Annotated in this window: 14 protein-coding genes and 1 pseudogene; 8 read left to right on the top strand and 7 right to left on the bottom strand. The window is 72.6% G+C overall.

Annotated features, from left to right (window positions below; genetic code table 11):
- Positions 1–4 precede the first annotated feature (4 nt).
- Positions 5–982 carry an ABC transporter ATP-binding protein gene (locus tag MED15_RS18775; RefSeq protein ID WP_425271082.1) on the bottom strand — a complete coding sequence of 326 codons (978 nt, stop codon included), beginning with the start codon at positions 980–982 and terminating at the stop codon, positions 5–7.
- 201 nt (positions 983–1,183) lie between these two features.
- Here MED15_RS18775 and MED15_RS18780 point away from each other — a divergent pair, with 201 nt between their 5' ends.
- From MED15_RS18780 to MED15_RS18795, 4 genes are all read left to right on the top strand, one after another.
- A complete protein-coding gene (locus MED15_RS18780) occupies positions 1,184–3,001 on the top strand; it encodes a glycoside hydrolase family 3 protein (protein WP_112736390.1) in 1,818 nt (605 codons plus the stop codon).
- A 9-nt stretch (positions 3,002–3,010) separates the two neighbouring features.
- Positions 3,011–4,300: an exo-beta-N-acetylmuramidase NamZ family protein gene (locus MED15_RS18785; RefSeq protein WP_112736392.1), complete on the top strand. Its 1,290-nt coding sequence runs from the start codon at positions 3,011–3,013 to the stop codon at positions 4,298–4,300.
- 11 nt (positions 4,301–4,311) lie between these two features.
- Positions 4,312–6,111 carry a serine hydrolase domain-containing protein gene (locus MED15_RS18790; RefSeq protein ID WP_112736394.1) on the top strand — a complete coding sequence of 600 codons (1,800 nt, stop codon included), beginning with the start codon at positions 4,312–4,314 and terminating at the stop codon, positions 6,109–6,111.
- 61 nt (positions 6,112–6,172) lie between these two features.
- Positions 6,173–6,649, top strand: a complete 477-nt coding sequence (locus MED15_RS18795) for a hypothetical protein (protein ID WP_112736396.1) — start codon at positions 6,173–6,175, stop codon at positions 6,647–6,649.
- Between the two features lie 16 nt (positions 6,650–6,665).
- Here MED15_RS18795 and MED15_RS18800 read toward each other — a convergent pair whose 3' ends face one another.
- On the bottom strand, positions 6,666–7,649 hold the full coding sequence (locus MED15_RS18800; protein WP_112736398.1) for an AraC-like ligand-binding domain-containing protein: 984 nt from the start codon (positions 7,647–7,649) through the stop codon (positions 6,666–6,668).
- A gap of 103 nt (positions 7,650–7,752) precedes the next feature.
- Between MED15_RS18800 and MED15_RS18805 the strand changes: the two genes are divergently transcribed.
- A complete protein-coding gene (locus MED15_RS18805; protein ID WP_208646690.1) occupies positions 7,753–8,328 on the top strand; it encodes a maleylpyruvate isomerase N-terminal domain-containing protein in 576 nt (191 codons plus the stop codon).
- 61 nt (positions 8,329–8,389) lie between these two features.
- Here MED15_RS18805 and MED15_RS18810 read toward each other — a convergent pair whose 3' ends face one another.
- Complete coding sequence (locus MED15_RS18810) at positions 8,390–8,932, bottom strand: GNAT family N-acetyltransferase (RefSeq protein WP_112587811.1); 543 nt, start codon at positions 8,930–8,932, stop codon at positions 8,390–8,392.
- 32 nt (positions 8,933–8,964) lie between these two features.
- Complete coding sequence (locus tag MED15_RS18815; RefSeq protein WP_112587809.1) at positions 8,965–9,453, bottom strand: DnaJ family domain-containing protein; 489 nt, start codon at positions 9,451–9,453, stop codon at positions 8,965–8,967.
- A 229-nt stretch (positions 9,454–9,682) separates the two neighbouring features.
- Between MED15_RS18815 and MED15_RS18820 the strand changes: the two genes are divergently transcribed.
- Positions 9,683–10,333, top strand: coding sequence for a LysE family translocator (locus MED15_RS18820; protein WP_112586871.1), 651 nt, complete (start codon positions 9,683–9,685; stop codon positions 10,331–10,333).
- A gap of 9 nt (positions 10,334–10,342) precedes the next feature.
- Here the strand turns inward: MED15_RS18820 and MED15_RS18825 are convergent, their stop codons facing one another.
- Genes MED15_RS18825 through MED15_RS18835 form a run of 3 tightly spaced genes read right to left on the bottom strand, consistent with a single transcriptional unit; the run spans position 10,343 to position 13,213 of the window.
- Entirely contained in the window at positions 10,343–11,167 is an 825-nt protein-coding gene (locus MED15_RS18825; RefSeq protein WP_112736400.1) for an SDR family NAD(P)-dependent oxidoreductase, read from the bottom strand.
- On the bottom strand, positions 11,164–12,510 hold the full coding sequence (locus MED15_RS18830) for a flavin-containing monooxygenase (RefSeq protein ID WP_112736402.1): 1,347 nt from the start codon (positions 12,508–12,510) through the stop codon (positions 11,164–11,166). Before MED15_RS18830 ends, MED15_RS18825 begins: the two co-directional genes overlap by 4 nt.
- A gap of 55 nt (positions 12,511–12,565) precedes the next feature.
- Positions 12,566–13,213: a TetR/AcrR family transcriptional regulator gene (locus MED15_RS18835; protein WP_225855064.1), complete on the bottom strand. Its 648-nt coding sequence runs from the start codon at positions 13,211–13,213 to the stop codon at positions 12,566–12,568.
- Between the two features lie 57 nt (positions 13,214–13,270).
- Between MED15_RS18835 and MED15_RS18840 the strand changes: the two genes are divergently transcribed.
- Positions 13,271–14,629 (top strand): MFS transporter, encoded by a 1,359-nt coding sequence (locus tag MED15_RS18840; protein ID WP_112736404.1) that lies wholly within the window; start codon positions 13,271–13,273, stop codon positions 14,627–14,629.
- 26 nt (positions 14,630–14,655) lie between these two features.
- A pseudogene (locus MED15_RS18845) lies at positions 14,656–14,835 on the top strand (hypothetical protein); the annotation flags it as partial.

Consider the following 14,835-nt stretch of genomic DNA (forward strand, 5'->3'; position numbering starts at 1 on the left):
CCTGCTACTCGATGAGCGATCGGCCGGTGATCTTGAGGAACACGTCCTCCAACGTCGCGCGGCGGACCAGTGCGGTGAGCGGCGTGAGCGACATGGCGTGCACCGTGGCGAGGGCGGCCTCGCCGTCGGCGGTGTAGACGAGCACCCGGTCGGGGAGCAGTTCGACGCGGCCCTCGGCGTCGTTGCCTCCGGTGGCCAGCGCCGACGTCCGAAGCTTCTGCGCCGCGGTGTCGCGTTCGTCGAGGCGGAAGCGGAGTTCGAGGACCTCCCGGGTGGCGTACCTGGTGATCAGTTCCCGGGGTGAGCCCTGCGCGACGATGCGGCCGTGGTCGACCACGACGAGCCGGTCGCAGAGCTGCTCGGCCTCGTCCATGTAGTGCGTGGTGAGGATGAGCGTGACGCCCTGCTGTTTGAGCTGGAAGAGCCGGTCCCACAGGATGTGTCGGGCCTGCGGGTCGAGGCCGGTGGTCGGCTCGTCGAGCAGCAGGATGTCCGGTTCGTTGATCAGGGAGCGGGCGATGGTCAGCCGCCGCCGCATGCCGCCGGAGAGCGTCTCGACCTGGTCGCCGGCTTTTTCCTGAAGCTGGGCGAAGTCGAGCAGCCGGGTCGCGCGGTCCCGGATGACGGCCCGCGGCAGGCCGAAGTATCGCCCGTAGATGTGCAGGTTCTCCCGCACGGTGAGCTCGTTGTCCAGGTAATCGTCCTGCGTGACGACGCCCAGCCGGGCACGGATCTCCGGCCCCTGTCTCATCGGGTCCATGCCCAGCACGCGCAGCCTGCCGCCGCTGATCGGCGACGTGGCGGCGATCATCCGCATGGTGGTGGACTTGCCGGCGCCGTTGGGGCCGAGAAGCCCGAACGACTCCCCCCGCTCGACCGCGAAGTCGATGCCGTCGACCGCGTGGAACTCCGCTGTGGACCCGCGTGCTGGATAGATCTTGGCCAGTTTGCTCGCCTGGACCAAAGAGTGCTCGCTCACCACGGCAGCTTACGAACACGAACAGCGCTCTGCAAGATTCGAGCAAGGCTTTGTAATTTCTCGACTCCGCATAGAGTGTCCTTTCGCGACGGTTCGAGGACTCCCGGGGGTCTCCCGTTTCGGCCGGCGGCAATCTGTAGGTTGTCTTCTTGACGGGTGGCTGGCGTGTAGCTAAGTTTCAGCCACCCGGACTGAGAGGCGTCTATGCAGACCCGACTCGTTACCGCGACCGCCCTGGCGGCCACACTGGCGGCCACCCTCGCTTCCCTGCCTGCCCAGGCCGCCACGCCGGTGCGCCCATCGACCGCCGAGCACGGCTGGGTCACGTCGACGCTGCGACACATGAGCCTGGAGCAGAAGGTCGGACAACTCTTCGCCACCTACGTCTACGGCGGTGACGCCACCGACCCCAGCACCGCAGACCGGGCCGCGAACCTCGCCGCCTTCGGTGTGGAGACACCGGCCGAGGTGATCGAGCGGTACCACCTGGGCGGCGTCTGCTACTTCTCCTGGTCGCACAACATGGACAGTCCCCGACAGATCGCGACCCTCTCCAATGGATTGCAGAGGGCCGCCCGTGGCGACGGGGCAAAGGGCAGGGTGCCACTGCTCATCTCCACCGACCAGGAGCAGGGCGCGGTGGTGCGGATGCCCTCCCCCGCCGCCCAGTTCCCCGGGTCGATGGCGCTGGGCGCGGGGCGGTCGCCCGGGGCCGCCCGGACGGCGGCGGAGGTCACCGGACGCGAGCTGCGCGCCGTCGGCATCCAACAGCCGTACGCGCCGATCGCCGACGTCAACGTCAACCCGGGCAACCCGGTGATCGGCGTGCGGTCCTTCGGCGCCGACCCCACCCTCGTGGCCGACCTCACCGCCGCCCAGGTCACCGGTTTCCAGGACCGGGCCGGGGTGACCGCCGTGGCGAAGCACTTCCCCGGGCACGGCGACACGGCCACCGACAGCCACACCGGTCTCCCGGTGATCAACCACAGCCGCGCCGAGTGGGATCGGATCGACGCGCCGCCGTTCAAACGTGCCATCCGCGCCGGTGTCGACACGATCATGACCGCGCACATCGTGGTCCCGGCGCTCGACCCGTCCGGCGACCCCGCGACCTTGTCGCCGACGATCCTCACCGGCGTGCTGCGCGGTGAGCTCGGTTTCCGGGGCGTCATCGTCACCGACGCGCTGAACATGGCTGGCGTGCGGGCGAAGTACGGCGACGAGCGGGTGCCCGTACTGGCGCTCAAGGCCGGCGCCGACCAGCTCCTGATGCCGCCGAATCTGGCGCTGGCGCGGGACGCGGTGCTGCGGGCCATCGCCACCGGCGAGCTCACCGAGCGTCGGATCGACGAGTCGGTCCGGCGCATCCTCGGCGTGAAGTATCGCCAGGGACTCGCCCGCTCACCGCTGGTCGACGTCGAGAAGGCCGTCCGGACCGTCGGCGCTCCGGAGCACCTCGCCGCCGTCACCCAGGTCACCGACCCGACGCTCACCGCCGTCCGCAACGATGCCGGAGTGCTGCCCCTGCCCCACGCCGACCGGTCGGTCCTGATCACCGGCTGGGACAGCGCCGCCTTCGCCCCGGTCGCGACGGTCGCCGCCGGATTCACCACGCGTGGTGCCCGCGTCACCGCCCGACCGGCGACCCTGCCCTCCGACGCGACGATCACCGCCACGGCGAGCCAGGCCGCCGAGCACGACCTCACCGTCGTGCTCGTGAACAAGGCGTGGGACACCGCCGTCACCGACCCGCGAGCCACCCAACAACGCCTCGTCGCGGCGCTGCTGGGCGCCGGGAAACCCGTGGTCGTCGTGGCCGTCCGCGACCCGTACGACATCGCGTACCTGCCGGGTGTCACCACCTACCTGGCGACGTACTCGTACACCCGCGCCGCGATGGACGCCCTCGTCCGCGCGCTGCACGGCGAACTGTCCCCGAGCGGACGGCTGCCGGTCACGATCCCCACGGCCGAGGGGGCGGGCTTCGTGCTCTACCCCTACGGCCACGGCCTGAGCTGGTAGGAGGCAAGCATGCAGCGGAGGAATTTCCTGGTCGGCGCGGTCGGTGCGGGCGCGCTGGGGGCGGGGACGCTCGGTGTCGGACCGGCGGCGGCCAACTCCCGTGACCGTCGGGTCCGCACCGGCCTCGACGAGCTGGTGTCGTCCGGGTTCGCCGAACTCGCCGGTCAGCGCGTGGGCGTCATCTCCAACCCGACCGGCGTCGATGCGTCCTACCGGCATCTCGTCGACCTGATGCACGGCTCCGGTCGGGTGCAACTGGTCGCGGCGTTCGGCCCCGAGCACGGCTTCCGCGGCTCCGCGCAGGCAGGTGGCAGCGAGGGAACCGGCGTCGACGCACGCACCGGCATCCCGGTGTACGACGCGTACGGCGCCTCGCAGGCCCGGTGGGAAGCGATGTTCACCGAGGCCGGGGTGGACACCGTGGTCTTCGACATCCAGGACGTCGGGGTCCGCTTCTATACCTACATCTGGACGATGTACACCTCGATGGTCGCCGCGGCCCGGGTCGGCAAACGCTACGTCGTGCTGGACCGGCCCAACCCGATCGGCGGGCGGGCCTACGGGCCGATGATGACCAGCCCGTACACCTCGGGCGTGGGTCTCAAGGAGATCATTCAGCAGCACGGGATGACCGTCGGAGAGCTCGCCCGGTTCTTCAACGCCACGTTCCTGCCAGCCGAGGCGGGACGACCGGTCGACCTGCACGTAATGCGGTGCCGGCACTGGAAGCGCGACGCCCTCGCCGCCGACACCGGCGTGCCCTGGGTGATGCCCAGCCCCAACATGCCCACCCCGGACACCGCTCTGGTCTACCCGGGCACCGGGCTGTTCGAGGGTGTCGCCTCGATCACCGAGGGGCGCGGCACGTGTCGCCCGTTCGAGCTGATCGGCGGCCTGGCGACGGACTTCGACCACCACTGGGGTGACCGGCTCAACGCCCGGGACCTGCCCGGGGTTGAGTTCCGCGAGGCGTACTTCTCGCCGACCGCGGCCGGGCAGAAGCCGGACCTGCTCAACAAGCTCTGCGCCGGCGTCGAGGTCAAGGTCGTCGACCCGGCGGTGTACGACCCGATCCGCACCGGCGTGGCCATGCTCGTGGAGGCGCACAGGTACCCGGCGTTCGCCTGGCGACGCGACTCGTGGGACACCGTGCGCCCGTACTGGATCGACAAGCTCACCGGGTCGCCGCGACTGCGGACCCAGATCGATGCCGGAGCTGACGTGGACGACGTCGTCGGCGCCTGGGCCGAGGAGTTGGCCACCTTCAACCGGCGTCGCCGGCCCTACCTGCTCTACTGAGGAGTGCGGTGATGACCAGGTCGACCCATCGTCCGCTCCGCTCACTCGCGCTCGGCCTGGCTCTGGTGATCCTGGGCACGGTGCTGCCCACCACCGGGGCGGTCGCCGCGACACCTACGTCCGGTCCGCCGACCGTCACCCCCGCGGACATCCAGTTCCGTCACGACACGTTGCGGCGCGGCAGCGCTCGCCAGGTCGGGCTGCTCCCCGACCAGGTGGGTCGCCTGCCCGTCGACCTGGCGGCGTATCTCCAGCCGACCCCGGAGCACCCCGGCTACCCGGCGTACGCCGGCGCGGTGGTCCTGGCCGCCAAGGACGGTGTGATCGTTGAGCACGCCGCCGTGGGCAGCGCGGTGAAGTACTCCGCGGTTGGGCCACCGCCCGACCTGGTCGGTGTGGAACTCCCCGCCGACCAGCAGATCCCGACCCGGCGCGACACCATCTTCGACCTGGCGTCGGTGTCGAAACTGTTCACCACGATCGTCGCCATGCAGCAGGTGGAGCGGGGGCGGGTGGAGCTGGACACGCCGGTCGTCCGGTACGTGCCGGAGTTCGCCGCCGGCGGCAAGGCGGCGGTCACCGTGCGGATGCTGCTCACCCACACATCGGGTCTGCCCGCGTTTGCACCACTGTGGAGCAGGTACCCGACACCGGCCGAGCGATTCGCCGCCGCGCTGGCCACGCCGCTGGCCGCCGGGGCAACGCCCGGCAGCCAGTACGTCTACTCCGACCTGGGGCTGATCGCGCTGGGCGTCCTGCTGGAGCGGGTAACCGGTCGACCATTGGCCGACCTGGTCCGCGACGACGTGACCGGGCCGCTGGGCATGACCGACACGGGCTACAACCCGGGCCCGGAGCGGCGGTCGCGGATCGCCGCGACCGAATACCAGCCGTACGCCGGACGCGGCATGGTGTGGGGTGAGGTGCACGACGAGAACGCGTGGTCGCTCGGCGGGGTGGCCGGGCACGCCGGGGTCTTCTCCACGGCCGCGGACCTGGCCGTGCTCTGCCAGTCACTGCTCAACGGCGGCGAATACCGCGGCCGGCGGATCCTGCGCTCGGAAACGGTGCGCGCGATGCTGGTCAATCACAACGCGCCGCTCGAGTCGGCCTACCCGGAGAGCGACCGCGGGCTCGGCTTCGAGCTGAACAAGCACTGGTACATGATGGGGCTCTCCTCTCCGGTGGCCTTCGGGCACACCGGCTTCACCGGAACGTCGATCGTCATCGACCCGCTCTCCCACTCGTTCGTCGTCATGCTCAGCAACCGGGTGCACCCGGACCGGGGCTGGGGCAGCAACAACGTCGCCCGACGGGCCGTCGCGCGTGACCTCGCGGAGGCGATGCCGGTACGGCCGCGCTCGGCCAGCGCCTGGCGGGCCGACCCACGCGACTCCGCGACGAGCACGCTCACGGCGCCGCTGCGTCGGCCCGGCCGTGGCGGGACGGCGAGCTTCCTGCTCTGGTACGACACCGAGCCCCGCTTCGACAGCGCGCGATTCGAGGTTTCCACCGACGGTGGTCAGACCTGGGCGCCAGCGACGATGCAGCTCCGCGACGCAGCCCGTCGGTGGAGCGCCGACGGCACGGTCACCGGCTACGGGGGTCGGGTGTGGTGGCAGGTCACGGTGGCGCTGCCCGATCAGGCCACCCACCTGCGGTTCAGCAGCAGCACCGACGGCTCCGGCCAGGGGCGTGGCGTCTACGTCGACCGGCTCGTAGCGGCGGACCGGCACGGCATGCTCTTCTCCGGCGAGGGTGCCGACGCCTCCCGGTTCGTCGCCGACGGGTGGTCACCGGCGCGGAGCTGAGACTGTACGGGCCCGAGAGCAATTTGACCCTCGACCGGGTTGAGGCCCGACCATCGGCGACATGACCGACCAAGCGACCGTCGACCCGACCATGGCCCGCATCATCGAGGCCGTGCAGCTCGGCCAGAGCGGCGCACCTGCCCGCGCCCGTGAGCTGCTCACCGCGTTGTGGGACGAACTCGGCCCCACCGGTGACGCCCTGCACCGCTGCACGCTGGCGCACTACCTCGCGGACCTTCAGGAAAACACCGAGGCGGAGCTGGCCTGGGACGAACGTGCCCTGGCCGCCGTGTCCGACCTGACCGACGAACGCGCCCAGCGGTATCTGTCCTCGCTCCAGGTCCAGGCGTTCCTGCCGTCGCTGTACCTCAACCTGGCCGACTGCCACCGGCGCCTGGGCAACGTCGGCCCGGCCCGGGAGCACCTTGCCCGAGCCCGCGAACACCTGGTGCGGCTACCGGACGACCCGTACGGCGAGAGCATCCGCGACGCGGTCCGGGACTTCGTCGCGGACGATCCGACCGACCGACGGCGGTAGTGGCCGGTCGGTCGGGTCACCGATCCTGGCGAGCGACGCCCGTGCGGTATTCCTGCGGCGAACGTCCGTAGTGGGCACGGAAGAGGCGGCTGAAGTGGGCCTTGTCCGGGAAACCCCAGCGGGCGGCGATGGCCTGGATCGGCTGTCGCAGCAGCGGGTTGCCGAGATCGCGCCGGCACTGCTCCAGGCGCTTGGCGCGGATGAGTTCGGCAACCGTCGTCGACTCCGCCTCGAACAGGCGGTGCAGCGACCGTGGCGAGATGTGGTGGGCGGCGGCGACGCTGCGAGGGCTCAGCTCGTCACTGTCGAGGTGCCGGTCGATGAAGTCGACGACCCGGGCCCGCAGTGCGGTCTGCCGCGCCTCCGGTGACAGGGTTTCCTCGATGTCGAGGTACTGAGCGAGCGCGGCGGTGAGCAGGTCCACCGCCACCCCGCCCAGGATCTCGGCCTGGGCGGGCTCGAACTGCTCCGGGTGCGCCGCGATGCTGCGCAGGTGGTGGGCCAACAGCCCGCCGACGCCGAGGTGCGACGGCATCGGCGTGGCCAGCAGGCGGCGGAGCCGGTCCGGCGCCAGGGGCAGCGCCGCGTGTGGTATCTGCACGGTGATCGTGGCGGCGAGACCGGGGCCGTCCGCGCGATGTCGGGCGACGTGCGGCCGCGCGGTGTCCAAGAGGGTGAAGTGGTTCGCGGCTTCCAGCGTGGACTCGGTGCGATCCTGGATCAGGGTGCTGTGACCCGTCAGTGGTAGCGCGAGTTGATACACATCCCCCTCGGCTCGGCGGACCAGTTTCGTGGGCCGGATCGAGTCCAGCGACGGGTAGCGCAGCGAGGTCATCCGAATGCGGCCGAGGTCGATGGCCTGCGCGTAGGCCACGAAGTTGTCCAGGTGGCCGCTGCTGATGTGCGCCGGCGCCGTCTCCTGAGCGACCAGGGCATACCAGAACGCGAACCGGTCCGCCGGGGGCAGGACCGTCGTGTCCACCACCAGGTTTGGCAACACCCCGCTCGCCTCCCCCCATATGCGAGGATGGATTCTTGCATGCCTCGACTTTCTCTACCCATGGCGGGAATCCCACGCCCGGTGCTACCCGGCGGGTTGGCGAATGTCGGCGGTGACCGGCGCCGACCTGCGGGAGGCAGCCGACGAGATGACCCGGGTGCTGCTGCCACACCGGGAACGCGACTGGTCGGTGCCCGCCGGCTCGCTGAGCTGGAGCTGCTGGACCACCACGGCGCACGTCGCGCACGACCTCCTCGCGTACGCGGGGCAGGTCACCGGCCGCCCGGACGACGGCTATCTGCCGTACGACCTGCGGGTCTCCCCCGACGCGAGCCCGACGCAGGTGCTCACCGTGGTGCAGGCCTGCGCCGGGCTGCTCGCCGCCGCCGTCGACGCCGCCCCGCCGGACGCGCGGGCCTGGCACTTCGGTCCGTGCGATCCGGTCGGCTTCGCCGCCATGGGCGTGGCCGAGACCGTGCTGCACACCCACGACGTCACCCTCGGTCTCGGTGTGCGGTGGCAGCCGCCGCAGCGGCTGAGCGCGCTGGTGCTGCGGCGACTCTTCCCGGACGCCCCGGCCGGGGCGGCACCCGAGGTGCTGCTCTGGATGACCGGCCGCGGTGAGCTGCCCGGCCGGGCGAGGCGCACCTCCTGGGTCTGGCGGGCCGCAGTCGACTGACTCGCACCAGCGTTGAGGGGTGGGTGGTCGCCTGCCGGGCGACCACCCGGTTGGAGCCCGGCTAGCCGGCGTGCAGCGAGTGCCGGTGGCCGTCGAGCGGGAAGGGCGGCCGGGCCGGCAGCACCTCCTGGAACACGAAGTCGCACTTCTGCGCCACCCGGCAGGACGCGACGTTGTCCACCTGGTGCAGCAGGTCGAGACGCGCCACCTCCGGGAACCGGTCGAACGCCCAGCGGCTCAGCGCGGTGACCGCGCGAGGGGCGACGCCGCGGCCGCGTGCCCACGACGCCGTCCAGTAGCCGACCTCCGGGGCCGGGCGCTGCGGCGTGACCCCCTTGAGCACCACGTTGCCCACCAGCCGAGCGCCGTCGGCCTGCTCTTCGACGACGGCGAAGGTGTACCGCCGCCCGTCGGCCCAGTCGCGCAGCGCGCCTTCCAGCCACCGTCGTGCCTCGGCGGCGGTGGTCACCGGAGCTCTGGTCCAGCGGCGCAGGACCGGATCCCGGTACGCCTGCACCAGCTCATCCAGGTCGTCGGCGCACCACTGACGCAGCGCGACTCCCGGCGTCGAGGGCAGGTCGGGTGACCGCGATTCGATCAGCATCGGCACAGTCTGCCGTGGCCGTGGCCCGGCGGTCAGCCCCGTCGGCGCCACCGCCGCCACCAGCTGCGGCGGGGCCTGCGCGCTGGCGGCAGAACGGCCGCCGCTTCGGTGACGGTCGTCGTGACCTCGGGCCGGGCCCGCTCGGCGCGCCAACGGCGGACCACGTCCTCGGTGTTCACCGGACGCACCGCGACCCGGGGGCCGTCGTCGGGGAAGCGCAGCCACGCCACGATCTGCGCGTTCAACTGCCCCACGAAGTCGCGGACGGACTGTTCGGTGGGCAGGTCACGGACCTCGTCGGGGACCTGCTCGATGCGTCGGCGCAGTTGCAGCGACGTGGGCAGGAGCAGGTCACTGGGGAGCGCCTCGCGCTCCAGGAAGCTCTTGATCCACCACGCCTCGTCGTACGGCGCCCCCCGACCGGGGATCGGCTTTCCCATGCCGGGCAGGTTGTCGAACTCGCCGCGCTGAACGGCATCCTGGATCTTCGCCTCCACTGACGCTTCCCACGCCTCGGTCACGTGCGGCACCTCCCCGGCCACCGTAACGCGCCGCCTCCGGCCGGCGACACGCACTTGCCAGGGGTCAGCACGCCCGCGACGGTGCGCATTCCCGCCAACGGTGCTGCCGTCGCACCGAACACGAGTGGATCACCCCGGATCGCAGGCCACGGCCTGCCAGGTGGCCCTGGGTTGGGATGTTCATCCCGATTACGGTCGGTGTGGGATCCATCGGACGGGGGGAAGCGTCGTGGCGAGTACTGGTGCACTGCTGGGCATCGCGCTGGTGGCGTTGGGACTGGTGCTCACGCCCGGCCCGAACATGGTCTACCTGGTGTCCCGCTCGGTGGCGCAGGGCCGCCGGGCCGGGCTGGTCTCGCTGCTCGGGGTGGCCGCCGGCTTCGGCGTCTATCTGGCGGCGGCGGTCGCCGGCCTGGCCACCGTCTTCGTCCTGGTGCCGACGCTGTACGCGGTGGTGAAGCTGGCCGGCGCCGGCTACCTGCTCTGGCTGGCCTGGCGGACGCTGCGTCCGGGTGGGCACTCGCCGTTCAGCCCCGCGCCGCTGCCGCCGGACCCGCCCCGACGGCTGTTCACCATGGGCCTGGTCACCAACCTGCTGAACCCGAAGATCGCGATCCTCTACGTGTCGCTGCTACCGCAGTTCATCGACCCGACGCGGGGGCATCTGGCCACGCAGAGCCTGCTGCTCGGTCTGACCCAGATCGTCGTGGCGCTGAGCGTGAACGCGCTGATCGTGCTCAGCGCCGGCTCGCTGGCCGGGTTCTTCGCCCGCCGGCCAATGTGGTTGCGGGTGCAGCGCTGGGTGACCGGCACCGCGCTCGCGGCGCTGGCCGTGCGCATCGCTGCCGACCGCTCGCGCGCGGCCGTCGCCACGCCCTGACCCGGGCGGTCAGCGCCCCCGGTGGCGGCCGAGCATCCCGGCGGCCAGCGGCGCGGCGTCCAGGTCACCGGCGGCGAGCCGGGCGGCGAGGGTACGGCGTACCAGCCGGTCGGCCAGCGCGGGCGCGTGCCGGCCGACGGCCATCTCCAGCCGGCCGCGTGTGGTGGTCGCCACGTCCCGGGGCGCCCGCCGGGCGGTGGCGGTCCGCAGGATCGCCGCGACCACCCCTTCGACGGGCTCGGGGCGCGACACCCCTTGCAGGGACAGCCCGGCCTCGGCGGTGCTGTCGTGGATCGGTGAGGCGACCATGCTCGGGTAGACGACGCTCACTCCGACGTGGGTGCCCACCTCGTGGCGCAGCGCGTCGGCGTAGGCGACCAGGGCCCGTTTGCTCACCCCGTACGCGGCGGCGAGCGGCAGCGGCAGCACCGCCATCCGGCTGGCCACGAAGATCACCCGTCCCCGTGCGGTGAGCAGCGGGGGCAGCGCGGCGGCGGTGGTGCGCCAGGCGGCGAGCAGGTTGACCTCCAGTTGCCGCCGGACCACCTCGTCGGGTGGCAACTCGGCCGGCGCGGGACCACCGACCCCGGCGTTGTTGATCAGCAGGTCGAGTCCGCCGAGCCGGTCGACGGCGGCCCGCACCGCCGCCGGTACGGCGTCCGGGTCGGTCAGGTCACAGCCCAGCACCGGCACGTCGTCGTCGGGACGGGCGTGCAGGTCGAGCCCCACCACCCGGGCGCCGGCCGCGCTCAGCGCGGCGCCGAGGTGAAGGCCGAAGGTCCCGCTCGCCCCGGTGACCAGCACCCGCCGACCGGCAAGTGTTCGGCCGCTCACCGGGGTGCCCCCACCGAGGGCGCCGTGCCGGAGCGGGCGCGGCGGGTCCCGGCGGTCAACTCCCGGGCCAGCTCGGCCAGGTAGACGTCGAAGTCCACCCGCATCGCCGGGCGGCGCTGACCCCAGCGGGCGGTCGCGGCCCGCAGTTCGGCCCGGCACGCGGCGCGCTGTCGCTCCGGGTCCGGCAGCGCGTACCGGCCGGCGAGGTGCGCCGCGATCAGCTTGGCCTGCGCCTCGACCAGGGGGAACGCCGAGCCGGTGGACTGCATCAACCCGACGAAGCTCAGCCCGGGGGCGTCGGGGTGGAACACGTGCCGGTACAACGGCAGGGTGTCGGCTCCTCCGGCGAGCAGCGCCGCGTCGAGGAACGGGACGTCCACCCGGTAGCCGGTGCACCAGATGATCAGGTCGACGCTGTCGCTGCGGCCGTCGGTGAACTCCACCCGGTCGCCGTCGAGGGCGGCGACACCGGGTCGGGCCTCGACGTCACCGTGGGTCAGCCGCGACAGCAACCCGTCGGAGAGCGTCGGGTGGTCCTGCAGGAAGCCGTGCGTCGGTGCGGGCAGCCCGTAGCGGGCCGGGTTGCCGACGGTGGCGCTCAGCATCGTCTGGCTGATGCGTTGGCGCAGACGCCACGGCAGCCGACGGGCCAACGCCCCGTTGAGGGTGTCCGAGGGGCGCCCCAGCAGGTACTTCGGCACCACCCAGACGCCCCGGCGCAGCGACAGCAGGGTACGGGTGGCGGCGTACGACGCGTCGACGGCGATGTCCATCGCGGAGTTGCCGCCGCCGACGACCAGGACCCGCCGGCCGGCCAACTGCTCCGGACCCCGGTAGTCGTGGCTGTGGATCTGCTCGGCGGTGCAGGTGCAGGTGCCGGGGTAGCCGGGGTCGGGCAGCCGGGGCACCCGGTTGTGCCCGTTGGCGACGACCACGGCGTCGACGGTGACCTCGACCGGCCCGTTCGGGCCGCTGGCGGCCACCGTCCAGGTGCCGTTGGGATGCTGGGTGACCCGCTCCACGGTGTGGCGCAGCCGGATGGTGTCGGCCAGACCGAAGCGCGCGGCGTAGTCGCCGAGGTAGCCGGCGACACGACGGTGGTCGGGGTAGTCGGGCCAGTCGGTCGGCATCGGGTGGTCGGCGAACTGGGTTCGACCACGGCTGGTGTTGAGGTGCAGCGTGCGGTACGCGGGCGAGTCGGGTGCGCCGTACACCCAGAGGCCACCGACCTGCTCGGCGGACTCGAAGCCCACCGTCGGCACGTCGGCGTCGCGTAGTGCCTTGACCGCGGCGAGCCCGGCGGCGCCGGCCCCGATCACCGCCACCCGCTGTGGTACGCCCATTGCCGCCCCCATTAATCCAACGTCCGATGGATAATCGTCGCGCGGCGGCGGCCCGTCAAGGGGTCGGTGATCCGTACAGCCCGTCGAGCAGGCGGTGCACGAACGCCCGGAACTCGCGCCGCTCCCGGGCGCCGGGCGCGCCTGCGGCCAGCGCCACCACGTGCCCGTGCGTCGCCCACACCAGACTCCGCACGGTGATGTGCGGGGTCGGCTCGGCGAGCGCGCCGGTCGCCGCGGCGGCGGTGAGCAGCTCCGCGACCAGCCGGTACAACGGGTCGGCGTAGCGCTGGTCGAGCTCGGCGTGCCGCTGCGGTTCCAGCCAGCGGCGCAGCCACAGCGCGGTGGTCTCGGGGCGGTCCTCCAGGAAGTCGACGAAGACGTCGACCAGCTCGTGCAGGGCCCGTCGCGCCGCGTCCGGACCGGCGTCGAGAGCGGCGCGCGCCTGCTCGGCGGCCTCGGTCAGCACCTCCCGTTCGGCGGCGAACACCCGGGCGAAGCATGCGTCGTAGAGCGCTGCCTTCGTACCCGTGTGGTGCGCGACAGTGGCGACGTCGACCCCGGCGGCGGCGGCGACCTCCCGCAGCCCGACGGCGTCGAAGCCCCGCTCGGCGAAGAGCGCGGTCGCCGCGGTGAGCACCACCTCGCGGGTCGGCCGGGTCTCGTCGCGGCGGGGCCGACCCGGGCGGCGGCGGGGCATGGTCATGGCCGCCATTCTGCCCCTAGAATCCAGCAACCGTTGGATTGCGGAGAGGATGCGGCGATGACCGGGCTGGACCGGCGGCCCGCGGCCGCCACCGACGCGGCGCTGCCGCGCGGGCCCCTGGCGGGCTTCGCGGCCGGCTCGCTCGGCATGGGTGTCTGGGTGACCGTTCCCGGCCTGCTGCTGCTCTACTTCCTCACTGACGTGCTGGCCGTCGGGCCGTGGCTGGCCGGCCTGGCGCTGCTGCTGCCGAAGATCGCCGACGTGCTGCTGCACCCCTGGGTGGGGCACCGCGCCGACGTCGAGCAGACCCGACGCGGCGACCGTCGTCGCCTGCTGCTGCTCGGTTGCGCCCTGCCGGTCGCGTTCGCCGCGCTCTTCGCGGTGCCCGGCGGCCTGACCGGCGCGCCGGCCGCGGCGTGGGTGGCGGTGTTCTTCATCGCCGGCAACCTGCTCTTCGCCGCCTACCAGGTCCCCTACCTGTCCACCCCGGCCGACCTGCGCATCGGCTACCACGAACGCACCCGGCTGATGGCGTTCCGGATGGTGGTGCTGACCCTGGGCATCCTGGTCTCCGGGCTGCTGGCCCCGCTGCTCACCGGCGGCGACGCCGCGACGCGGGGCGGCTACCAGCGGATGGGCGTGGTCCTGGCCGTCGGGATGCTGGTGGCCATGCTGGTCGGTGTCGCCGGCATCGCCCGGCTGCGCGGGTCCGCGCCGGCCAGCACCGCGTCCGGGCACGGCGGGTGGCGGGCGTTGCGCACGGCGCTGCGCGACAGGCAGTTCCGGTGGCTGGTCGCCGCGTACCTGGCGATGTCCACCACCACCCACCTGGTGCTCGCCGGAGTGCCCTACTACGCCGAGTACGAGCTGCGCGCACCCGGCCTGACCACGGTGCTGGTGGCCGCGTTCGTGGCGCCGGCGCTGCTGGTCACCCCTGCCTGGCTGGTGGTGGCCCGACGCGTCGGCAAGCAGCGGGCGCTGCTCGGCGCGCAGGGCGCGTTCGCGATCGGCTCCCTGGTATTGGCGGTGGGTCGACCGGCCGGCCTGCCGGTGCTGGTCACCGCGGTGGCGGTGCTCGGGGTGGCGTTCGCCGGCATGCAGTTGCTGCCGTTCTCGATGCTGCCCGACGTGATCCGCGCCGCCAGCAACGCCGGCAGCACCGGGGCCGGCACCTACACCGGGGTGTGGACGGCCACCGAGGCCACCGGCGCGGCCCTGGGCCCGTACGCGTACGCGCTGTGCCTGACCGTTGGTGGTTTCGTGGCCTCGACCGCCGGTGAGTCGCCGGTGCAGCCGGACGCCGCGCTCGCGGCGGTCCGCTACGGCTTCGGGTTGCTGCCGGCGGTGGCGATGCTCGCGGCGCTGCTGCTGCAACGCCGCTACACCCTGGACGCGACGGCCCGGGCGGCGAGCTGATCGGCCAGCACTAGACTTCGCCCTCGATGGAGGCCCAGCCCAGCACCACCGAGACCCGCCCGTGCGCCCACTGTGGAGCGCCGGTGCCGCAACGTGTCGGCGCGGGTCGACCGTTTCGCTACTGCCGCGACAACGACGGCGCCTGCCAGCGCGCCTCCCGCAACAGCCGGATGCGGCACCGCAACGCCCCCGGTCTGCCCGGGCAG

It is taken from the genome of Micromonospora noduli (genome assembly GCF_003264475.1).
GTDB classification, from domain to species: Bacteria; Actinomycetota; Actinomycetes; order Mycobacteriales; family Micromonosporaceae; genus Micromonospora; species Micromonospora noduli.